The organism is Frankia sp. R43 (assembly GCF_001306465.1).
GTDB classification, from domain to species: domain Bacteria; phylum Actinomycetota; class Actinomycetes; order Frankiales; family Frankiaceae; genus Parafrankia; species Parafrankia irregularis.
Genome location: NZ_LFCW01000015.1, coordinates 24,522 through 46,445 on the forward strand (window position 1 = coordinate 24,522; position 21,924 = coordinate 46,445).

Consider the following 21,924-nt stretch of genomic DNA (forward strand, 5'->3'; position numbering starts at 1 on the left):
GGAACGAGAACAGGGGAAACCAGAACGGAAACCGAACCCGGCGGGCTTTCCGCCGTACACCCATCCCACACCGAAACGCCGGCACCATGCCACACACACAAACGTGCTAATAGTCGGCACACGAATGGCACACGAAAAGGCATTCCGACCGGCACCAGACCGGCACCGGCACGGGGAAACAGGCGAACGCGCGGACAAGCCCGCGCAGGCTCAGCCGCCCCCGGCTACCCGCTCACCCCACAGGCAGCAGCAACCCAGGACAGCAGCAGAACACGGCACATGCGCACCCCAGACGGAACATCAACACGACTGGACGCAGGCCACCGACGGTGACCCACGGTGCAGCAGCCCGAGCCCGGTCCGTGCCGCTCCCAGGCGGCGCAAGGTGGACAGCCCGACAATGTGGCGTACTGCCGTACAAGAGAAAGATCATCGCGGCGCAGGGTTCAGAACCCCCGAATGCCGTCATTTACGATACCACCCCGGCGCATTGGATGCCAGGGGGCATGGCGACGACCCCGGGGCACCTCCACCCGAGGGAAGGATCGGGAAGGCCGCGGGGTCGCCTGGCGGGGGTGGGACGGGTAGGGATAGTTCCGCGAGAATCGTTGCTCTACCGGTCCGGCTCGACGGCCTGCCGTACCGCAGACGGCCCCGGGAAGTCGGCGGGTATCGCGTCCATTAGCGTTTCGTTGGCAAGCTTACCCAGCCAATATCCGGAGTTTCGACGCTCCCCGATCCTGCGGAAACCAGCCTTCTCGTAGGCCCGGATCGCAGCCAGGTTCGGAGAGAGTACCGATAGGTGGACGCATCGCAGGTTCGTCACGTGAAAGGCGTAGTCGAGTGTGAGCCTCGTCGCTTCGGTACCGATACCGTTGCCACGGCTGGCCGGGCCGAGCTGGATCACGAACTCCCCGGTTCGCACGTGATGGTCGATGAGAACGGCAGTGGTGCCAGCGGGGGTCGGCGGATCCGTGGTCACGTCGTAGACGGTGAACCTCAGCTGATCGTCCGTGCCGCGCGCCTGATGCTGGAACCCCTCTCGCCGGTTTTCCAGCGAGTCCGGTGTCTGCCGACCGTAGCCGACCAGGACGCCAGGATCCTGCTCCCACTGCCAGTAAAGATCGACGAGGTTACTGGAGAACGGGCCGAGCCCAGCGCGTTCGCCGCGGATCCACACGATCGGTTCATGCACGCCTGTTCTCGCTTCCGTCGTCGCGTTCGGGTACGGCGCGCAGGACGCCGAACCGTGCGGTTGACGACGGTTCGGCAACCCGCTGTCCGTCGTCAGTCTCCACCCAGGCATGGAGCCGAACAGGGTCGGCTGCTGCACCGTGGCACCACGTCACCCGCTTCCGGCCCATGGCCAGCAGGAGGAACGCCGCTGATGATTCTTCGAGGCAGGCAACACGACCCGGCATGACCGTTCCTGCCCGCCGGACGGCGTTGACCGCCTCCATGAGGTGATCAGCTGAGGCATCGACCCTGGCGCGTCGCGTGGCCCACGTCAGCAGACGAAGTAGCCGCGCCATCCGGCTGCGACCTTGTCCGGCCGCGAGGGCGCCGAGCACGACGAGTAGGGCCACACCCGCACGTAGGGTCATCCCGCAGGATGCGGATCCGACCGTCGTGCGCCCGGCCTGCATCTCCTGTGTTCCCCAACTTGGCACCCACGACGGCCCGACCGCCGTCGGTTGGCCCGCTCGATGTCGGGGGGTCTGCATGATCAGTTCTGCCGTAAGGAGCTGTTCACGCAGGGCCCGCGCGGACTGGGTGTCCAGCAGCCCCGACGGGTCGCCGTACCCGCTGGTCGTTGCCGCCTCCCACCAGCGCGCGGCCGGCCCGGTCAGTACATCAGCACGGCCGTTGCGGTAGTTGACGATCACGGTGGCAGGGCCAACATCGAGCGCACGAACGTGTTCGGGGACAATGATGTACTCACATGACATCATCTATCGCTCTCCGTGGTTCATTGGAATCCACGCCACATCGGATGTGTCACTCAGGGCCCGTAGCCATACCTCCGCAGCCAAAGCCGGCTCCACGGTGGCGAACGGGACAGGGAGCCCCGCAGCCGTCATCGTCAACGTCTGTCGGAACTCGCCGGGCTCGACGAGACCTAGGGCGGCCAACCGGCCGTCAGCCAGGGCATGGAGCGAAGCCAGGTTCGTGCGCATCCCCTGGTAGTGGTCAGGATTGAAATCGCCCTTGGTAGTGCGCTCTGCCAGCCTGGCAGGGAACAGGTCCGCCATCGCAGCCCGCAACACGGGCTTGTAGTCGGCGGGGCCGGGACGGTCACCCAAGGAAAGCGACAGATAGGCATCCACCACGCGAGAATCCGTGAATGGGTTGTGCAGTGATACCCCGGCCGCTTCGGCAAGCTGAATATCGGCGCGCGCGGAGCGCCCCACCTCCGCCATTCCTTCACCGGTCATGACCGTGGCAAACGAACCGGGGGTGGGATCATCCGCGCATTCAGCCACCGCCGCGGCGACAGCCCGTGCCCGTTCCCGTGCCTGCAACGTCGCCCATGAGGGAAGAGGCTCGATCCCGCACCAGCCGATATCGCCATCGGCGGTACTTCGTGAGGAACCTCCACCCAACTCCGTGGCCAGCGCCGCCAGCGCTGCCGCGCGACGTCCTCGCGAGACACGGTGAGCCGACCGCAGCAGCGGCCACACGGGAAGCCTACGCAACCGCGCCCATCGGATCGTTTCGACCACTGCCCGCCGGCTATGCCCGATCGCGAACAAATCTGCCAGAATTATTGGTGGAGAACACAGCAGGCTATCCCCACCATCGCCAGTCAAATGACAATCAGTGCCGAAGGTGCTCCGCATCCAGGTGAGCTGACCGGAAAAGCGGGCATGCGCGATCGTGGACGGCGCCGGTTCGTCTGTTACCGGGACAACATCCAGCGCCGAATACGGCGCGTGCTCCGCGCCCAGCGGCATGAGGCGGTGAACGATTCCGGAATGCCTGGCCGCGAGCCGCGCATAGTCCACGTCTCCGCCCGTGGCATGGCCGACTGGATGCACCGTCACCCCGGTCACCGGCCGCGCAGTGCCGGACGACGCATGGGCCAGTAAAGCAAGAGATGTCGAATCGAACCCGCCTGACATATCCGCTGTCAGCGCTGTCGCGTTGACTGCCCGCACCGCCACCGCCGCTGCCAGTTCCGCCCGCAGTCGCCTGCCGGGTGAATCTACGCATGGCCGAGGCGACCACATCCGTTCCGACCGCACCGCCCCCGACCGGATCAGGGTCAGGCGATGCCCGGCGGGTACAAGCCCTACGCCCTTGAATGCGGATCGCCCCGCAAACAGGACAGGTACCGACGGAGCCAAAAGCCACATGGCCAACCGATCCAGATCCGGCCCGGCACCGGTCAGCGCAGCCAAAGCGCGTGAGCTGGAAGACCAGTACACCCCGCCGTCCAGCGAGGCTGTGTAGATGGGCCATGCTCCACCGAGGTCGGTCCAGATGCGGGTAAGGCTGTCGGTGACTTCCACAGTGGTGTAACTACCCGCCCACCGCCAGGCCACGTCGTCCGGAACCCCGTGCGTTCCGAGTCGCGCCAAAGAATTCCGAGTGATGGCGCAGGGACCGATCACCGCAACCATTCGATGGTCGCTGTACGTCGCGCGGACCTCGTTCCCGTCCCATCGTCCGACCGTCCAGCATCCGGAAATGGTCGGCCACACCTCCGCGCTGTTAACAGGGGTCCGCGGTGGCTTTGCGGCGCTACTGAAGCCCCCGAACCAGCGCATGTCTCCCATCCCTTTCGCCCCTTCCTGAACGTACTGGTGCCTGGCCCCATGCAGAACCAGGCACCAGCAGGACGCGGACTAGCTGTTGTACGCCTTCCGCTTGTCCTCCGCGCTGCCCTTGCCCTGGCCGAGCGTCACCATCGACGCCTCACCGAGGCTCACCAGCAGCACCGGAGCCTTTTCCGTCGGGCCGTCGTGCGGCTGGAAGTCAACCGTCACCATTTTTCCGCCCTACCTTTCCTGGTGTTTGCGCGGCCAACACCGCGCCTGGGTACCCGACAGCGGCCGATTCCGCATCGGGGGATCTGGGTGAAGGCTCACCGGAGCGTCATTCTTGACTATGACGCAGCGTCGACCTTCAAATCAGAGCAGGGAAATGGATCTCCCACACGTCGATCGGCAACACCACTTCGTGGTCGCGCAGGCGCACCCGATGCAAACTGAACGTCACTCCGTCCGGTGTCACATCCGGGTTCGGTCTCGATCCCGCCATCACGATCCGGGGCAGCTCACCTGCCATGATCCTCTGTCGCCGCAGCCGGATACCGACCGCCCACGCCACCCGGGATTCCATCAGCGACGTGAACCTGCGGTGCATCAGCACGAGCCCCACCGGAGCAAGCTGGGCAATCCCAATACTTGCCCCCACCATGATTTCCTCGTCCACCGCCAACTGGTCGGACAGCAGCATCTCCTGTGCCTCGCTGTCCGCCCGCAACGGCTCTGGAAGCATGCCGATGATCAAACCGTCGCGGTGCCAGGGAACGAACTCCGGGAGCTGGCCCGTGTGAAATTCCCACCCGGTGGCCGTGACCGCCCCACTCACCATTGCTCGGGCCCCGGACGAAGAGCCCGATCCCTCAAAGGCTCGCGATCATCCTCAAGTCCAGGAACGGAAGCGCACGGTATCCCGGAATCGTGATCCCGTGCCGGTGGGCATAGTTCGCCATCGACCGCAGATCCGCGAATGGGGCGACCACCTGAGCGCCCGGCACTACCAGCGCGAAGGCTCCCGACGGGGTCATCACGTCCCGGAGATTCACCATTCGCGCGAGCCCCGTAGGAATACCCGTTCTCGTCATCCCACTCCCAGTCGTCGTCGACGTCGTACCTGTCCTCGTCCTTCATCGCTCCCACCTCCACCGACCGCATCCGTCAGACCGCGAACTCCCGGTACCTGTCCGGACCCGGAATGCTGCGCACTCCAGCCACGGCACCCCAGGCCCCCAACGGCACCGGCCGGGGGGACGGCCCCAAGCCCGGCCAGGGCCGCTACGAGAAGTTCAACGCGGATTCCGCACGCGCCCAAGGACAGATGCCACGTCAAGTAACCGGCTGTCACCGACGGCCCGTCCGGCGATCAGAGCCGTTGTCCGGTTGACGTGACCAGTCGAATCGCAGGTCAAATGATCAGTCGACCAGCCGAATCCACGGTGACTTCCCGGCCGTCCGGTCCGCCACCGAACATGGGCCGCTACGCTTCGTGCAACCCCTTGTTCTGGGAGGCACCCGTGACGCCACATCGCGCGACAGAGCACCCCGGATGGAACCCCTCTGTGCTCCGCCGGCATCGGCTTCAGTACGGGCTCACCCTCCCCACGCTCGCCGAACGCATCCGCAATATCGACGTCGACAGCGCCCGTGAACGAAGCTTCACCCCGCCACTGGCGACTGCCGAAGTCATCGGCAAGCACGAACGCGGACAGACCTACCCCGGCGCCGACTACCGCGCCAGCTACCGGCACATCTTCGGCACTGGAGACGCCGACCTGGGATTCCGCCACCGGCTCCCCGCCGAGCAGGCCCAGACGACTCCGCAGCAGGCCGACTCTCCCAGTGACCGGGCCGCGTCCTCTCCGCCGCCTTACTCTGGAGACATCGGCGGGTACACCGCTTCACGCCCGCCCGATACCGACGGGCCGGAGAGGCGGATCATGACCGAATCAGAAGAGGCGTTTAACTTCCTGGTCAACGCCGAACGGGCCGCGGCTCGACCGGAAGTTCTCGACTTCCTCCACCAACAGGTACGCAGCCTCGCCATCGCGTTCCCGACCGAGGCGACGAACCTTGTGGGCCCGCTACTCGACGCACAGCGCGTCGCCTTCAGACTCCTGGACGGCCCAACTCCGCCAGACCAGGCCCGGGACCTCTACTTTCTCGCAGCAATCACCTCCGGCCTCCTCGCCCGCGCAGGAGTCGACCTCAGCCAGCACACAACCGCCGACATCTACGCCCGCGTCGCCTACCTGTGCGCCGACCGGGCAGATCATCCCGGCCTGCGCATCTGGGTACGCACCGAACAGGCCCGCGCCGCCTACTGGACAGGGGCACCACACGAGGCACTGCGCTACATCGAAGCAGCCGAAGCAGACCTCCACCTCGTTCACGGCACGGCAGCGATAGAGACCGCCGTACAGGCAGCCCGTGCCCATGCGGCACTCGGCGACAGCGCACGGGCCCACGCCGCCATCACGCGAGCCGTAGACCTCCGCGAGCGGACCCGTCCCGACGACCTGGACGAGATCGGGGGTGAACTCTCCACCCCGGTAGCCGTCCAACTGTTCATCGCATCCGATGCCCTTACCCGACTCCCCGAGGACCCACGCGCCGAGCAGGCGGCCATGGACGCCGTGGAAGCGTTCGCCGCCGCAGGTAGCGCCAGCTACGGCAGCCGAGCTGGGGCCCACATCAACCTCGCTCTGGCTCGCACCCGCCGGGGTGACGTCGACGGCGCCCAAGACGCCCTCCGGCCCGTCCTAGCCATCCCAGCCCAGCGCCGCAACCACGGGATCCGCACCCTCATGCAGCGCATTCAAGGTGCGCTGACCGACCAGCGGTACGGACGATCGCCGCAGGCACTCGACATTGCAGCCGAGGTCGAGAACTACTGCCAGGTGACCCCGACAACCCGGATTCCCGAGTAGTTCAAGATCGTCGCTAATCGTCTGTACGGGTTCAAGGCGCGCCGACGGCGCGCGCGTGTGACCTGCCGCACACGCCGCGCGCGCCGCACTCGCCCCGCCCGGCAGGCTCGCCGCACGCGGTGGGGCCCCGCCTCCCTTCGGTCGGCTCCCCACCGGTGCGTCGGCCTGCCGGGTGTGTCGGATGCGTCGGCCCGTCGGAGCGTCAGACCACCCGCTGTACACCAGCTAGGCCGCGCATCCGGTTGGCGATAGAGAGGGACGCCCTTCGGGCGACTCATTTCCGGGGCTACGCCCCATGTTGTTGGGGCTCTGCCCCAAACCCCGGCCCACGCTCTGGAGGAGGGGGAGGGGCCGCGAACGTCCGCTGATCGCCTCCGCCGACGGACACCCCAGGGGGTTACTCCGGAACCCCCGACCGCGCAAGAGCGCACAGCACCCAGCAGTGTACGGAGCGTGGGCGCTCATGCACGGCCGGAGAACCCGGAGTAAGGCCCAGCCTGCCCGCCGACGGAGGAGATCAGCTCAGCCCGAGGACTGTGAAGAACAAAGAGCGGTCCGGCAAGCCCACAGGCCACCGGACCGCCTCAGCCCGCTACAACCCGACGAACGGTCGCGGCCCCGGAGGACTGATCAGATCGTCGACCAGGGCACGCCCGACCGCATCGCCCGTATCGACGCCATCGCGTTCCGCCACCAGGCGTACGCCCTCACGGCGCAGCAGGGCCAGGACCGCGTTACGGCCAACGTCGCTTGACGCCAGCCGATCCACCGTGTCGACGATCACCACCTGGCAGCCCCCGCCGTTGATCTGCCGCAGGACCCGCGACCAGGCCCACAGCCCCTCACGCTGCTGATGCTCTGTCGGGCCCGCCTCCCAGCCCCGCGTACGGCAGGACCACAGGAACACCGACCTTTGAATCATCCGGTCCAACGCCGAGACGTCATCCCGGACGAAGCTCACCGCCCGCACCGCCGCCATCTCACCGGCCCCCGTTCCGCCGGAGCCGAGCCCGCACCGAAGCGACCCGCAGCCGAGCCACGAGCACCGCCGCTCCGACCCACCGCAGCCTCTCCCGGACCTCAGCCACCTCCCGACCGGCATCCTCCCCGACCGGAAGGAACATGTCCGCCGCCGCCAGACATGCGTTCGCCAGCTCCACCAGGAAACCGGCCGTTCCCGGACCGTCGCCGTGATCATCGATCCGCAGCACAACGCCGTCGGGAAGGATCAGCGCCGCGCGGGGGTCCTCCGCGCCGACCACACCGACCGCAGGCACCCCCGAGGGACGCACCGGCACTACGTTCTGTGGCACCATGGACATACGTTCGACTCCTGTTCGTGCAGGTTTCGGACGAGGCCCGGAGCCGGTGTTCCCGCACCGACCGGGCCGCTTTGTTCTGTAGATCAATTGTCGCAACTTCGCTATACGTTGTGAACGCAGTCGATCAACGCCGAGCGGCCGGCACCCCGGGTACGGGATACCGGCCGCAGGGCCGACGGTCGAGGGCTACATGCGCGCGCGCCGACGGTTGCGGACCATGTCCGCCAGCGCCACCACGCTCCGTGGGTCGAGCGTCAGAAGCTCACCCCACAACCGCTCTCCGGTCGGACCTTCCGGCACGGCGACCATGAGCGTCTGCAGCCCTTCCTGATAGGGGGTCCACCCCCCGTTGCCCGGGACATCCAGGGTTGGCACCCACCCGCCGGCTGCCGCCGTTGTGCCGTCACCCAGGGTCCGGAACCGCATCCTCACGTCGGTACCACCCGGAGCCACCGAGCGATGGTCGAGGTACACCACCGATGGCAGCGTCGCCGTCACGTCGACGAGGTCCCGCAGCATCGCACCCGACCGCACCGTCACGTCGAACACGCCACGTGGCCGAGGATTGACCGTGACGAACGGTCGGCCCCGGTACGGGTCCCGGCTACCACGGTCACCCGAAGGCGGAATACTGGTCACGGGTCATCTCCTGTCACCGCAGGTGAGGATCAAGGTTCCGGGGGGTGCGCCAACACCCACCGGAACCGCCAACACCATCAACTATAAGACGAAGCGTCCCAAAGTTCAGGCGAACAAGGAGATACGTGGCGGAGGAAGATCCGTTGATCGGCTATCGCGAGATGGCCGAGCGCGCTGGCATCAAGCCGGGAACGCTACGTAACTACCGCAACAAAGGGCTACTACCTGAGCCGGACGATCTTTCCGTGCCCGACCGGCCGAGATGGAAGACGTCGACTTTCGAAGCGTGGATGGCCAGCCGCCCAGGACGAGGAGCGCGAACAGACCTCCAGCCGCCGGACCCCGCCGGCTAGCCGGCAGACCCAAAGACACAGGTCAGACGTTGCTACGACGTACTACTTGCGTAGGCGTTGACCACCCACTGCATACCGGACGCACTCAGCCCCAGGTCCGTCTGCATCGACGGCAGTGCCACGTTCACGATCGAGACGTCCAGCACGACCATGAACTGGGCCAGGCAGCACACAGCGAGCACAGCCCAGGCCGGCGCCCGGCGACCGCTGCCACCGGTGCGCTCCGCCGCCACCACGCCCGCGCCGGCATCGTCGCCAGCGCCGGCATCGTCGCCAGCGCCGGCATCGTCGCCAGCGCCGGCATCCTCCACCGCACCGCCGGCATCCTCCACCGCACCGGCATCGCCCACGGCCACACCGGCATCGCCCTGCGCCGCTTCGAGGTCGCCTTCCGCAGCAACTGCAACCGCGATGGCAGCCTCCACGGCTCCGGTGTCCTCGCCAGCGACGGCGCCCTCACCCGCGCTGGCACCGCCAGCCGCTCCCGCGACCTCGGCCGCACCGACACCCTCGGACGCCGCCGTACCCTTGGCCACGCCAACACCCTCGGCCGCGTCCGCCACGGGCTCCGCGTCCGCCACGAGCTCCGCGTCCGCCACGAGCTCCGCAGGCTCGCCGCCCGAGGACGAATCCCCGCCTTCGGGCTCGTCACCGATCACGGTGCTCCGAGTCGCCGCCTCGTGGTCCTGCGTCATTGCGCCTCCCGCCCGCCGCTTGTGCCCGTACACCGTACGGTGCACCGGTCGAGCCTACGTCGTACGCTGTACGTCCACAAATGAATTCCGGACAGCGTCGAGGCGGGATGGGGATGAGCACCGCAGAGGTCGGTTCGACCAGGCCCGCCTGCCCACGGCAGGCCTCGCAACGCGGCACCCTCTCCCCGGAGCGGATCGTCGCCGTGGCGCTGGAGATAGCCGACTCCGACGGGCTCGACGCGGTGTCCATGCGGAATGTGGCCGCTGCCCTCGGCGTCGGCACGATGTCGCTCTACACCCACGTCCAGGACAAGGACACGCTGCTGGTGCTGATGCGTGACGCACAGTTCGCCGAGTGCCTCGTCGAGGACACCGGCCCCGACTGGCGCACCGGCTTCACCCGCGTCGCGCGGCAGACCCGCGAATCCCTGCTGCGCCATCCCTGGGCGGTCGCGCTCGGGCTGCGCCCCGCCCTCGGGCCCAACCGGCTCCGCCACATGGAGCAGGTACTGACGATCGCGGCCGAGATCACCGACGATCCCACCGCCCAGCGCACCATCATCCACGCGGTGGACGACCTGGTCATCGGGTGCGCCACGCAGGAGCTGGCGGCCCGGGCCATCGGGGCCGACGTTCCGCGGCCACACTGTGGTCTGCGTCGCCGGATCAACGCCGACCCCACGCTGCGCGCGCTCCTCGCCTCCGGCGAGTTCCCCCACCTCGCCCGGGTGCTGGCCGAGAGCTCCCCCTTCGCGGCGAAGCGGTTCGAGCAGGCGCTGACCTGGCTGCTCGACGGAATCGAACGGACCTACCAGCCCGACGCCTGAACCCGGTACCTGAATCCGGCGGTCTCCCTGACCGGCAGCCCCGCGAGCGGTTGTGTTCGCGGCGACTTAGCCGGGGCGTCATCTTGATCGGCCTAATCTGGTCCTTGTGCCTGCCTGGGCGTTGTTACCGGCACGCTCCGTGTCATCGATGCGCGCCGCGCGCCGGGCGCAGGCGCGCGGCGGCGCCCGCGGGCGACCCGAGCGACTCGTGCGCCCCCGGCTGGCCGGCGTGGCGTTCCTCGGCCTGGTCGGTTCCTGCCTGGTCGTGGCCACCGGCGGGCGCCTGGCCCGGCAGCCGCTGGCCGAACCGCCGACGACCTGGGGCGGGCTGCTCAACCCGGTGAGCACCGACTCGATGTCGGTACTGCCGGCTCTGCTCATCAGCGGGATCGCGCTCACGCTCGCGGCCTGGGTACGGGCGTACGTCCTCGCCGAGTCGCACCGCCTGTCCCCGCGGGCCGGCCTGATGCTCCTCGCCCTCTGGATGGTGCCGGTCACCTTCGGCCCACCCATCCTCAGCCTGGACGTCTACAGCTATGCGGCGCACGGAATGATGCTCGCCACCAGCCTCGATCCCTACAGCACGGCACCGGTCGCGCTGCCGCTCGGCAGTCCTCAGATCACGGCGGTCGACCCGCTGTGGCGATCGTCGCTGGCGCCGTACGGGCCGTTGGCACTGGCCGTGTTCCGGGCGGTGCACACCCTCACCGGAGGAAGTCTGATCGGTGCGGTGGTGGTGCTGCGCCTGCTCACCCTGGCCGGCGTCGCGCTGGTCGCCGCGGGTGTGCTCGCGCTCGCGGCACCCCAGCGGCGAGCGGAGAGCCTGGTGCTGGCGGTCGGGAACCCCATCGTGCTGTTCCAGCTTCTCGGCGCCATCCACCTTGAAGCGATCATGATGGCCCTGGTGGTGATCGGCCTGGTGGCCATCCGGCGCGGCCGGCGCACCCTGGGCCTGGTGCTGCTGGCCGCGGCCGCGGCCGTGAAATGGCCGGCGGCGCTGGCAGCCGCGGCGGTGGTCGCCTGGCAGCTCGCCCCCGAGCCGCGCCTGCGCCGCCACCCACCCGCCGCACCCACGGCACTCGCAACACCCGCGGCAACCGACACACCTGCGGCAGCCGACGCACTGGCGCCACCGGCGACACCCACAGCCGGCGAGGCGACGGAGGCACCGCCGCTGGCGCGGCGGCTTCGCACCGCGCTGTGCGACGTCGCCGTGGTCCTGCTCGCGACGGCGGGCTTCGCGGCTCTCGTGCCCGACGGTCTCGGCTGGCTTCGATCGGCCGCGACACCTACGACCGTGCCCACCGGGTACTCGCCCACCAGCATCCTCGCCCACATCCTCGGCCGGATCCTGGATGCCGCCGGTGCCCCACGGACACCGGACCACCTGCTGAGCCTCTCCCAGGCTCTCGCTCTCGCCGCCTGCGCCGTGATCATCGTCAGGCTGTTCGTCACCATCTCGTCCCGGCCCGTGGCCGACACCGCGGGCTGGGCGATGCTCACCCTCGCCCTGCTCGGACCGGTGCTTCATCCCTGGTATCTGGTGTGGGGCCTCATTCTGCTGGCCATCGCGCCGACCGGGCGGAACCGTCTGGTCGTGCTGGGCACGACCCTCGCCGGCTCGTTCCTCGCGCTCCAGCAATGCTCACTGCTACTGGCCGACCACCCCGAGATGCTGAGATGGGTGCGCTCCAACGGACCCGTCGTGGCGGTCACGGGCTATGTCACGGCAGCGGCGCTCGTCATCGCGTTCAGGCAGCGGGCCGCGGGCACCGCGCGCTGGCTGGCTGCCCCGGGGCGGTCAGTCCCGGGTCACCCCGGCGGGCCAGACGACATGGACCGTCTTGTTTCTGCTCCGCGCGTAGGCGACGACGTCACCCGTGCCCGCGTAGCCTCGCGCGGGCTCACCGTCCCAGACCGCGATGAGCTCGTCCACCTCGTCGACCAGCGCCCTGCTGGCGCTCATCAACGCCTCCAGGTCCACCTCCGGCGCCAGCGGCTTCCCGACCCGGCTGGCCGCGACGCACAGCCGGTCGTACACGGGTCGGTGCTCCGGGGGCAGGAAGTCGCGGTAGTTTCCGGCGGGCACGACCACGACGAGCTGACCGCCGAGGCTGAGCACCAGATCGGCGAACATGCTGTCGGTCCCCTCGGCCAGGCAGCTCACCCCGACGAGGTCCCCGGACGGATAGCGACTGAGCAGCCGACGGGTCCGCGCGACCGTGTACTTCTCGACGGCGGGCGAAAGGGCACGGTGGCCGGTGATTCCCACGACTGCCATCATCGAGAACGGTTCCTTTCGGCGATCAGGCGAACAGACCGCGGGCGGCCGGCAGGCAACGGGCAGATCCCACCAGCCTGATCGACGTGGCGGATGGATTCGCCCTCGTTCGCAGCGTATGTGTGATCTGCCCGTGGTCTGCCCGATTGATCAGGCAGGCAGCCTGAAACGCGCCACAAAGCGCCAGATCTCGTCGTTCGCGTCCAGGTCACCGGTATCGCGCCCGAGGACCGCCGCCGAGAACATCGGGACTCCGCCAGGCCAGACGTGACCGCCGCCCACCACCTCGAAGAGAACCACCGGAGCGGCCGGCGAACAGCCCGTGAAGTCATGCCGGACCACCGTCGTGCCGTCGCCGGGACGCCGGTCGGCGAGCGGGGTGTCGACGGTGGTGTCAGCGCAGCCGTCCACCAGCGCCCAGTACCGGGCTCCGGCCTCGGCCTGGGAATACTTTATGATCTTGTCGTCCCGGCCGTGGATGACCAGCATCGGGGTCCGGGGCGGCTGGCCGGTGGACCCGGCCGGGCAGCCCACCCGGGGCGCCGACCCGGCCACGACGGCGAACGCCGCGAACCGAGTGGGCCGCTGGCAGGCCAGGGCCTGGGCAAACAGCCCGCCGTTACTCATCCCCGAGGCGTACAACCGGGACGGATCGGCGCCGTAGCCGTCGACCACAAGATCGGTCAGCGCACGGATGAAGCCGGGATCATCCGCGGTCGCCGTGTTCTCGCCGCCCGGCACGCCCTGCCAGCCGACCCCCTCGTGCGCGGGGATCACCAGCAGGTACCCCGCCTTGTCCGCGAAGGACGTCAGCCGAGCGGAGTCGTCCGCTGTCCGCGGGGTCTCGAACATGCCGGGAAAATGGAACAGCGCCGGCCGTGGACCGCCGCCAGCCGTGGGCGGAACGTGCACCACGGCCCACCGTTCGATGCCCGCATGCCACAGCCGGACGACATGATCTCCGGGTGCGCCCCGGGTGGGACCGTCGGCCCGGGCCGACGGCGGCGGAAGGCAGCCGGCGACCAGCGCCATCGCGGCCAGCAAGGCCGCGATCAGCACCGGCGTGATCAGCGCAGCCGCGACCGGCGTGGTCGCGGCCCGCGACCAGCGCGCGGCAGTCACCGTGCCGGCCCGTTCGCTGTCCACTGCCCGCTGCCTGCGAGCAGGGCCCGGACGGCGTCGTCGAGCAGCCCGACCTCCTCCACCCACAGGCGGGCGAGGTCGCCGGCCCCAGGAAGGCCGGCGTCCGCCGCGGTGCCCACGCTGACGGCGTCACCGAGGCCGCTGAGGTGGCAGGCGAGCCGCTGCCCCGGGAACAGCGTCGGAATGGGGACCGCCGTCGTGATCGACTGGCCGGCGAGGGCGAGCGGGCCGGGCGCGCCGGCCTGGTTCGAGACCGACAGCAGGGAGGAGCGTCCACTCAGCCCGGCGTCGAAGAGGCGGGGCCGGATCCGGGCCGGCAGGAACTCGAAGAGCAGCCGCTCGCCCACCCCGAGCGTTCCGCCTTGTTTGAGGCGATCCGTCCTGTCTCGGACGGCCAGCAGCCGATCAAGAGGCAGCTCCTCGGCACACGGCAGGACGATCCGCGCGCCCGCCACGAAGTTCGCCAGCATCGCGCGCTCCCCAGGCTGGCGGGTGCTGACCGCCATCGCCACCGGCAGGCCGACGGTGGCCCTGCCGGTACCCGGCCAGCGCCGCAGCGCACCGGCCAGTGCCGCGAGGAACACGTCGTTGACCGTCCCGCCGACGGGGGTCCCGATCGAACGGAGGAGCGACAGGGAGGTCGTCTCCCAGCCGTGGATCGTCCGCCCGAGCCAGGGCGCGGCGAACGAGGCCGGCCCAGCCGTCGGCGCCAGCCACTGCAACGAGCGGGCGACCGCGGCGCCGACCTCCCTCGACCGGGTCCGCCCCGCCTCCCGACGCTGCGGCGGCACGAACGCCATCGGATCGGAGCCGACCCCGAACAGCGCCGACAGAACGAGGTTCTTCGCGGTGCCGTCCTGTTGGATGTGGCTCGCCCGGTAGAGCAGGGCGAACTCGGTGTCGTCGGCGGACCGCAGCAGCCAGAGCTGCCAGGGCGGACCAGCCATCGACACGACCTCGTCACTGCGTCGCGCCACGAAGTCATGCAGCGCGGTTCCGCTGAACCCCGGCCCGGCGCCCAGGCCCCACACGCCGCCTACTGAGGCCGGGGACGCCGGGGAGGCCGCGGAGGCGGGCGGGAGCACCGGGTGTTCCCGGACAAGGTGGTTCAGATCGACATCCGGGTCGGCCCGCCAGCCGTAGCGGGCCCGGCGACCGGGCAGGCAGACCAGCCGCTCGGTGAGCAGCGGGAACCGGCGCAGCCGCTCGGCCACCCAGCCCCGCACCACCTCGATATCAGGCGCCGGGCCCTTCCCCAGCAGCAGGCAGTTGACGTTTATCGGCACATCCGCGTGCAGCAGCTGGTATTCGAGCAGTGCGGTGTCGAAAGCATTGAGAAGGCGAATGCGGTCCATCGGCTTCACGCTCGCTCTCCGCGGGCGAACTCGCGATCCGGGTGACAGGAGACCATCCGGAAAGGTAACCCGCCCCACCGTGCCGGGCGAGCCGACAAACCCTTCCGGCCCCGCTCGGGCGAAAAGCTCCCGCCTGCCCACCAGCGGATCTCGGAGCACCGCCCGCCCCTCCCCGAATCAGGCCTCGAGGAGATGGGGATGTTTGTCGCGCCAGTGGATACCTCAGACCGGCTCGAAAGTACTCACGGCGAGCTGATGGACCGCCGGATCACGACAGGTCTGGACGCCTCCGGGAACCTCCGCCAGCAGGCTGGCCCGGTTTTCGGGCGGGTAGACGCGCAGCCGGGTTCCCCGGGTCGTCTCGTCGGCGCTCTCGCAGCCGGGGAGCAGGCCGGGCTGGGTGATGGCCAGGGTCGCGCCGGCGCGCCCGCCCGGGGCCAGGGTGACGGGGGCACCTGACGGCCCGTTCCGGTCAGCCGCCGCGCCGATCTGGCGTCCCGCCTCGTCCACCACGGAGACGCCTGGGAACCCGGCGACGACGCACGGGGCCGAACCCGTGTTCGTGAGCACGATCCGGCCGTAGATGTGGCCCGCCGCTCCCTGAAGATCGTCCACGGCGGCGGTGAGACCTGCCGCGGCACACGCCGCCACATCACCCGAAGCGGCGGTCGAGGGTGCCGTACCGGCCACGCTCGACGTCGGCGGCGGGGTCAGTGCCGGCACCGACACCGCGGCGGAGGCACCCGGGGAGGTCGGTACGGAGGCGCTCGCGCTGTCGGTCGAGTCACCCGCGTCCCCGCAACCGGCGACGGACGCGGCAATCGACACAGCCAGCGACATCATGGCGACGAGGCGGAGACGGGCAGGCCTGCCTGGTGTGGTGCGCATGCAGACCTGCCTACCCTGCTCGTGGACCGCCGAGTCCGCGCGTGACCATCCGGGCGTGACGGTCAGCGCCTGGCGGTCGGAGCCTGATGTTCAGTGCGTGGCGTCGGCCAGCTCGCGGACGCCCAGCTCGGCCAGCAGCCGGGAGCGCAGCGCGGCGAAGGCCGGATCCGTCCGCAGCCGCGGCGCAGCCAGCTCGACCGAGGCCTCGAACGACAGCCGGCCCTCGGAAAGGACCAGGATCCGGTCGGCCAGCAGGACCGCCTCGTCGACGTCGTGCGTCACGAACAGCACGGCGGGCTGATGCCGGGTGCACAGCTCGTGCAGCAGAGCGTGCATCCGGATCCGGGTGAGGGCGTCCAGGGCGCCGAACGGCTCGTCCAGCATGACCAGATCCGGTTCACGGACCAGCGCACGGGCGAGCGCCACCCGCTGCGCCTCACCGCCGGACAGCGTCACCGGCCACGAGCGTTCTCGGCCGCCCAGGCCCACCTCCTCGAGCGCGGCCCGCCCGCGCTCGGCCGCGCCGGGCCCCTTCAGGCCCAGGATGACGTTGGCGAGCACTCGGGTCCACGGCAGCAGCCGGGGCTCCTGGAAGACCACCGCCCGCCGGCGCGCGACCAGCACCTCGCCGGTGACCTCGTCGTCGAAGCCGCCGAGAACCCGCAACAGCGTGCTCTTGCCCGACCCGCTGCGCCCCAGCAGGGCGACGAACTCGCCGGGTGCGATGGTGAGGTCGAGGCTGTCGAGGACCGCACGGGAACCGAACGCCCGGGTCAGCCCGCGTACCCGCACCGCCGCGCCGGCGCCGTCCGCGACCCCCAGGTCGGTGTGGGTGCCGGTGCCGGGGTCGGTGTCCTCGGCCGCGGTCAGGTCCCCGTGAATCCGCGTCGCCATGACAACAGGCTCCTTTCCAGGACACGGACGATGCCGTCGCAGAGCAGGCCGAGAATTCCGTAGATGACCAGGCAGAGAACCATGATGTCGGTCCGGTTCCAGCCCTGGGCGCGGTTGAGCAGATAGCCGATTCCAGAGTCGGTGTTGACCTGTTCCGCGAACACCACGAGCAGCCAGGCGACACCCATCGACCAGCGAAGGCCGACCAGGAAACCCGGGAGGGCACCCGGGATGATCACCCGCCGGATCAGGCCGGTGCGGCTGAGCCCGAAGGCACTTCCCGCCTCGACAAGCTTGATGTCCACACCACGGATCGCAGCGAAGGTGTTCATATAGATCGGGAAGGTCACACCAACTGTGATCAGGAAGATTTTCGCCTCTTCGCCGATCCCGATCCAGACGATGATCAGGGGCAGCAGCGCGATGACCGGAATCGCGCGCAGGAAGTTCATCGCGGAGTCGACGACATCCTCGCCGAACCGGAAGAATCCGGCGACCACGGCGAGCGCGAGCCCGAGACCCACTCCGATCAGCAGACCCCAGGCCACCCGGAACAGGGAGGTGGCGAGGTTGTCCGCGAGCTCGCCCGAGCTCCACAGCTCGCGCGCCGCGCCGACCACGGCGCCTGGTGGGGCCAGCTCACGGTCACCGACCAGGTTCAGACCGGTCGCGAGCGACCAGGCGACGAGCAGCAGCGCCGGGCCGGCGAGCCGGCGGGTCCAGGGCGGAATCCTCCGCGCGCGCCGCGCACGGTGGCGCTTTCCGGTCGGATCCTCCAACGCGGAGACCAGCCGCACCGCCGCGACCGTGGCCCCGTCCGCGGCGGTGGCCCCGCCCGCGCCCGTGGCCGCCACGTCCGCGATCGTCGCCCCCGGGGCCGTAACCCCGATGCCGCCGATGTCGCGGGCACCGTCGCCAGCCCGGTCACGGTCCGCGGATCCGGCAGACCGGTCGACCACGCGCGGGACGGCCTCGCTGATCACTTCGGTCACGGAATCCTCCATCCGGTGTTCGCCGGCGCCCGGGTACCCGGGCGATCGCCGTTCACAGCGGCAGGCTCGCGGCGGTGAACGCGTCCCGCAGCTCCAGGTTGAAATCCTTGTCGATCTCGTTGTCGACGCTCAGCGAGGTCGGCAGCTCACCGACTGCGGAAAGCAGCTTCGCCTGCACCCGCTGGCTCTCGATGAAGGAGTCGGAGACAGGGGTGTACCTGGTTCTGGGCAGGCTGTCGAAGAAGGTGCGCGAAGCCTTCGGGTCCTGCTTGAGCGTCTCGACGTAGTACTTCTGCACCCACTCGTCCGGATGCTCCTTGGGCCAGGTCGAGGCGCGGGAGAGGCGGAGCACGAAGTCCGTCACCGCGGCGCGGCGGGCCGGGTCGGCGAGTGCGTCCTTGGCCGCGAGCAGCACTGAGTACTGCGGAAGCGGGCTGGTCTTCAGCTCACGTGCGTCTGGACCGAGTGCGGCGCCGAACTGGCGGACGTAGACCACCGCGTCCGCCTCGCCGGAGGCGAACGTGGCACCAATGCTCGCGGCCGGAACGTTCACGACCTTGACGTCGTCCTGGTCCAGTCCGACCGAGGCGAGCTGGTTGAGCAGATAGCCGTGCAGCGACGTGCCCTGGGTGAACGCGATCCGCTTCCCCTTCAGGCCGGCGAGGTCTCGGATGTCCGAGTCCTTCGGCACGAAGATGGTCTGGGAGTTTACGGACGACTCCGAGACGGCCACGGCGACCACGCCGGCATCCGAGGCGTTCGCGAACAGCACCGGGGTGTCGCCCATGAAACCGACATCGAGTCGGTCCGCGCTGAAGGCGGCGTTCATGTGCGGCCCGTCCGCGAAGTTGTTCCAGTTCAGCTTGTAGGACGTCCCCTGCCCCTGGCCGGACAGGGTGATCGGCAGCTCCAGCGACTTGCTCTGGTCACCGATACGCAGCGTTCCGGCGGTTCCGCCGGCGGACCCGCTGGAACCGGTGGAACCGCTGTCGTCCCCACCGCAGGCGGCGAAGCCGAAGGCGAGAACGGCGACCAGGCCGGCCTGGGCCAGCACCGGCCACCGCCAGCGGATCCGTCGATGGCGCATGAATGTCTCCAGGTGAAAGGAGCCGTCGGCATCTGTTCGATACCGACAGCCAGGCAGACGATGCAGTGAGATGAAGGGCGGGAGGACGGGAGGAAGAGGCGCCGAAGGAAAGCAGCCGAGAAAGGCGCCGAGGAAACAGAGGAAAAGGGGCGGAGGGGCGGAGGGTGGCAGTGGCGCACGGGTCAGGCGCCAACGGCGCAGGCCGCACCCGTTGCGGGTACGGCCTGCGGCGGTTCAGCTGCCGAGGAACGGCTGCCCGGCGACCAGTTCGGACTCCTGCCCGTCGACGCCGACCGGAACATCACCTTCGATGGTCACCCGGTAGAGAACACGGTCGAACTCGAGGTGGCTGAGGTCGGACGGACCGAGATGGGCCGTGGCCCGATTGTCCCAGAACGCGACATCGCCGGGGTTCCACTTGAATCGCACGGTGAACTCCGGCCGCGAGATCTGCTCGTAGAACAACTCGAGAACACGGTGGCTCTGGCGGGGCGAAAGACCGATGATGTCGTTGTCGCGGGCGGTGAAGCTCGGGCTCACGAAAAGCGCGCGCTCACCGGTCTCCGGATGCACTCGCACCACCGGGTGTATCGCCACCAGGGGGTTCGACTGGATCCGCCGTCCGTACTCGCCACCCTCGAAGATCGGCAGGCTGAAGCTGTGCCGGGCCCGCAGGCTGTCGGCCAGCACCCGCAGCGGCTCCGGAAGCGACTGGTAGGCCGCGACCAGGTTCGTCCACGCCGTGTCTCCGCCGTAGGGCGGCACGATGTCGGCACGCAGGATCGAGCCGGCCGGCGGGTTGACCAGCGCGGTGACGTCGGTGTGCCACCCGTTGTCGTAGGTGGCCTTCCGCCGGTCGCCGAAGAGCTTCGCGTACCGCCGACTGTCGATCGGAAGGATCTCCGGGTGATCCGCGGGCGGCTCGGTCTCGTGCGGGTGCGCCGCGGTGAGCCGGCCGAACCGCCGGCCGAAGGCCACCTGCTGCGCGTGGTCCAGGTGCTGGTCGCGGAAGAAGACCACCTTCCAGGTCAGCAGGGCGGAACGGATCTCGGCGATGGTCGCGTCATCGAGATCCTCCCGCAGATCGACCCCGTGGATCTCCGCTCCGGTGTACCCCGACAACGGCCTGACATCGATACCGATGCTCTGGACGGCTCCAGCCATCTGCACATTCACCCTCTCGGCGAGCGGAAGCTAACACGGAATTCCAGTGGAACGCACACAGAAAAGGCGCGTCACATCACCCGGCCAGATCCCCGGAAAGAAACCCAGAAATTATCGGCCGGCACCCTGGAGCGGGCCTGACAACCCCTTCCGGGGCGAACCATCCCGCCTATTCATCATCAGATGACCAGACAACCCTGGTCAATGTTTTCTGATCGAATGGAATTATTTCAGCGCCGCTTCCGGGAAACGACCGGGTACAGCCCCACCAGACACCCCGGCCGCCCCGGCCGCCCCGGCCGCGAGAACTGGATTACGCGAGAATGCGTCCAGCGTCCGCGGGCTTCGGTGCACGGAGTTGAGCACGGCCGCCGTCGCCGCGACCGCGAGCACGTCCGCCCCGAAGCTGCTGGGCCGCACGACCGGCTCCGGATCCCGGCACGAACGGGAATGCGCGGCGATCTCCTCGAACAGGTCCGGCAGCAGCGCGGGCTGGAAAAGCACTCCCAGCTCGGTCAGCACCAGCAGCTCCGGGTCGAGCATGTCCAGCAGAGTCGCGACCACCTTGGCGATGTCACCGAGCCGGCGGCGTACCAGCTCGACCGCCGCCGGTTCGCCCGCCGCGACCGCCTGTTGGAGCAGCATCGGGTCCGGCCGCGGCAGGATCCCGCGCTCGACCGCCCTCGCCAGCAGCGCACGGTCGGAAAGCGACGCCTGCGCGCAGCCACGCTCCCCGCATGGGCAGGGCTGTCGCGCACCGGGAACCGGCAGGTGCGCCACTCCCCCGGCGGCCGAGCGCAGGCCACGGTGGACCACGCCCTCGGTCGCGATCGCGGCGTCCACCACGTTGCCCACGAACAGGTGGACGAGGCTGGACCGGGCACGAGGCTCACCGAAGAGGATCTCGGCCTCGGCCAGTGCGTGCGCGTGGCTGTCGACCCGGACCGGCAGACCGGTTCGGGCCGCCAGCAGCGGCCCCAGCTGGAGGTTGCGCCAGCCCAGCGGCTCATGCTCGACGACGGTGCCGGTCCGGCCATCGACGTGCCCTCCGGTCACCACACCGAGACCCAGCACCCGGCGGCGGCCGGCATGCCGCTGAAGGAACCGCGGCAGACCACGCGCGATGAGGTTGATCAGCTCGGCGGCGTCACCGCTGTGCGGTAGCTCCTCCCTGGCCACGGTCCGGCCTCGCAGGTCCACCAGGCCGAAGGTGAGGATGGGGACGGCGATGTGAACACCGCAGGCGAGATGCGTGTCGGTGTCGACGTCGATCGGCACGCTCGGCCGGCCCGCACGTGGCCCGCAGGCCGCGGCGGGCAGCTCCCGCAGCACACCCAGCGAGATCAGGTCCGCCGTCTGCCGGGACACCGCCGCGGGGCTGAGCCCGGTCGCCGCGCCGATGAAGCTCCGGGCAACCGGGCCGTGGTCGAGCACCGCACGCAGGACGGCCGCGGCCGAGCCCGACCCCCGCGGCCGGTCGCGTGACCGTTGGCCGTCGCGGCCGGCGTCCGGGATGTCGGGCCTGGCAACGGGCGGATTCGTGGCGGGTGAGCTCGTGCGCGGACCGGGCACGGGAACCTCCTACGCGCG

20 protein-coding genes and 1 pseudogene are annotated in these 21,924 nt (G+C 69.4%); 4 read left to right on the plus strand and 17 right to left on the minus strand.

Features of this window, described 5'->3' with window-relative positions:
- Positions 1–613: 613 nt before the first annotated feature.
- From ACG83_RS39510 to ACG83_RS39525, 5 genes are all read right to left on the minus strand, one after another.
- Complete coding sequence (locus ACG83_RS39510; RefSeq protein WP_054564873.1) at positions 614–1,195, minus strand: GNAT family N-acetyltransferase; 582 nt, start codon at positions 1,193–1,195, stop codon at positions 614–616.
- Entirely contained in the window at positions 1,188–1,952 is a 765-nt protein-coding gene (locus ACG83_RS48285; RefSeq protein WP_369812850.1) for a lasso peptide biosynthesis B2 protein, read from the minus strand. The genes ACG83_RS39510 and ACG83_RS48285 overlap by 8 nt, the downstream gene beginning before the upstream one ends.
- Positions 1,953–3,779, minus strand: coding sequence for an albusnodin/ikarugamycin family macrolactam cyclase (locus ACG83_RS39520; RefSeq protein ID WP_369812851.1), 1,827 nt, complete (start codon positions 3,777–3,779; stop codon positions 1,953–1,955).
- Positions 3,780–3,848: 69 nt separating this feature from the next.
- Complete coding sequence (locus ACG83_RS45030; RefSeq protein WP_152991257.1) at positions 3,849–3,992, minus strand: albusnodin family lasso peptide; 144 nt, start codon at positions 3,990–3,992, stop codon at positions 3,849–3,851.
- A gap of 136 nt (positions 3,993–4,128) precedes the next feature.
- Positions 4,129–4,599: a hypothetical protein gene (locus tag ACG83_RS39525; RefSeq protein WP_054564874.1), complete on the minus strand. Its 471-nt coding sequence runs from the start codon at positions 4,597–4,599 to the stop codon at positions 4,129–4,131.
- Between the two features lie 727 nt (positions 4,600–5,326).
- On the opposite strand from ACG83_RS39525, the gene ACG83_RS39535 reads away from it, so the two are divergent.
- A complete protein-coding gene (locus tag ACG83_RS39535) occupies positions 5,327–6,694 on the plus strand; it encodes a hypothetical protein (RefSeq protein ID WP_054564876.1) in 1,368 nt (455 codons plus the stop codon).
- A gap of 592 nt (positions 6,695–7,286) precedes the next feature.
- Here the strand turns inward: ACG83_RS39535 and ACG83_RS39540 are convergent.
- The 3 genes from ACG83_RS39540 to ACG83_RS43425 form a co-directional block, all read right to left on the minus strand.
- The gene (locus ACG83_RS39540) at positions 7,287–7,655 is read right to left on the minus strand and encodes a recombinase family protein (protein ID WP_235497639.1); all 369 of its coding nucleotides are present in this window, start codon (positions 7,653–7,655) and stop codon (positions 7,287–7,289) included.
- Between the two features lie 19 nt (positions 7,656–7,674).
- Positions 7,675–8,016, minus strand: a complete 342-nt coding sequence (locus tag ACG83_RS39545) for a hypothetical protein (protein WP_054564878.1) — start codon at positions 8,014–8,016, stop codon at positions 7,675–7,677.
- 186 nt (positions 8,017–8,202) lie between these two features.
- On the minus strand, positions 8,203–8,655 hold the full coding sequence (locus tag ACG83_RS43425) for a hypothetical protein (protein ID WP_235497641.1): 453 nt from the start codon (positions 8,653–8,655) through the stop codon (positions 8,203–8,205).
- A 125-nt stretch (positions 8,656–8,780) separates the two neighbouring features.
- Here ACG83_RS43425 and ACG83_RS43430 point away from each other — a divergent pair, with 125 nt between their 5' ends.
- Positions 8,781–9,008: an AlpA family transcriptional regulator gene (locus ACG83_RS43430; protein ID WP_083473018.1), complete on the plus strand. Its 228-nt coding sequence runs from the start codon at positions 8,781–8,783 to the stop codon at positions 9,006–9,008.
- Positions 9,009–9,058: 50 nt separating this feature from the next.
- Here ACG83_RS43430 and ACG83_RS48290 read toward each other — a convergent pair.
- Positions 9,059–9,244: pseudogene (locus ACG83_RS48290) on the minus strand (MFS transporter); the annotation flags it as partial.
- 572 nt (positions 9,245–9,816) lie between these two features.
- On the opposite strand from ACG83_RS48290, the gene ACG83_RS39565 reads away from it, so the two are divergent.
- Both ACG83_RS39565 and mptB read left to right on the plus strand, forming a co-directional pair.
- The gene (locus tag ACG83_RS39565) at positions 9,817–10,530 is read left to right on the plus strand and encodes a TetR/AcrR family transcriptional regulator (RefSeq protein ID WP_054571381.1); all 714 of its coding nucleotides are present in this window, start codon (positions 9,817–9,819) and stop codon (positions 10,528–10,530) included.
- Between the two features lie 148 nt (positions 10,531–10,678).
- Positions 10,679–12,892, plus strand: a complete 2,214-nt coding sequence (gene mptB, locus ACG83_RS45675; protein ID WP_161934856.1) for a polyprenol phosphomannose-dependent alpha 1,6 mannosyltransferase MptB — start codon at positions 10,679–10,681, stop codon at positions 12,890–12,892.
- Between the two features lie 69 nt (positions 12,893–12,961).
- Here the strand turns inward: mptB and ACG83_RS39575 are convergent, their stop codons facing one another.
- The 8 genes from ACG83_RS39575 to ACG83_RS39610 form a co-directional block, all read right to left on the minus strand.
- The gene (locus ACG83_RS39575) at positions 12,962–13,957 is read right to left on the minus strand and encodes a PHB depolymerase family esterase (protein ID WP_054571383.1); all 996 of its coding nucleotides are present in this window, start codon (positions 13,955–13,957) and stop codon (positions 12,962–12,964) included.
- Positions 13,930–15,309 carry a WS/DGAT domain-containing protein gene (locus ACG83_RS39580; protein ID WP_054571453.1) on the minus strand — a complete coding sequence of 460 codons (1,380 nt, stop codon included), beginning with the start codon at positions 15,307–15,309 and terminating at the stop codon, positions 13,930–13,932. Before ACG83_RS39580 ends, ACG83_RS39575 begins: the two co-directional genes overlap by 28 nt.
- A gap of 222 nt (positions 15,310–15,531) precedes the next feature.
- Positions 15,532–16,197 carry a DUF4232 domain-containing protein gene (locus tag ACG83_RS39585; protein ID WP_054571384.1) on the minus strand — a complete coding sequence of 222 codons (666 nt, stop codon included), beginning with the start codon at positions 16,195–16,197 and terminating at the stop codon, positions 15,532–15,534.
- 90 nt (positions 16,198–16,287) lie between these two features.
- Entirely contained in the window at positions 16,288–17,091 is an 804-nt protein-coding gene (locus tag ACG83_RS39590) for an ABC transporter ATP-binding protein (RefSeq protein ID WP_054571385.1), read from the minus strand.
- Positions 17,064–18,095 (minus strand): ABC transporter permease, encoded by a 1,032-nt coding sequence (locus ACG83_RS39595; protein ID WP_083473950.1) that lies wholly within the window; start codon positions 18,093–18,095, stop codon positions 17,064–17,066. Before ACG83_RS39595 ends, ACG83_RS39590 begins: the two co-directional genes overlap by 28 nt.
- Before the next feature lie 40 nt (positions 18,096–18,135).
- The gene (locus ACG83_RS39600) at positions 18,136–19,170 is read right to left on the minus strand and encodes a PhnD/SsuA/transferrin family substrate-binding protein (protein WP_054571386.1); all 1,035 of its coding nucleotides are present in this window, start codon (positions 19,168–19,170) and stop codon (positions 18,136–18,138) included.
- Between the two features lie 234 nt (positions 19,171–19,404).
- A complete protein-coding gene (locus ACG83_RS39605; RefSeq protein ID WP_054571387.1) occupies positions 19,405–20,334 on the minus strand; it encodes a TauD/TfdA family dioxygenase in 930 nt (309 codons plus the stop codon).
- Between the two features lie 225 nt (positions 20,335–20,559).
- Entirely contained in the window at positions 20,560–21,906 is a 1,347-nt protein-coding gene (locus tag ACG83_RS39610) for an ROK family protein (protein WP_083473951.1), read from the minus strand.
- Between the last annotated feature and the right edge of the window lie 18 nt (positions 21,907–21,924).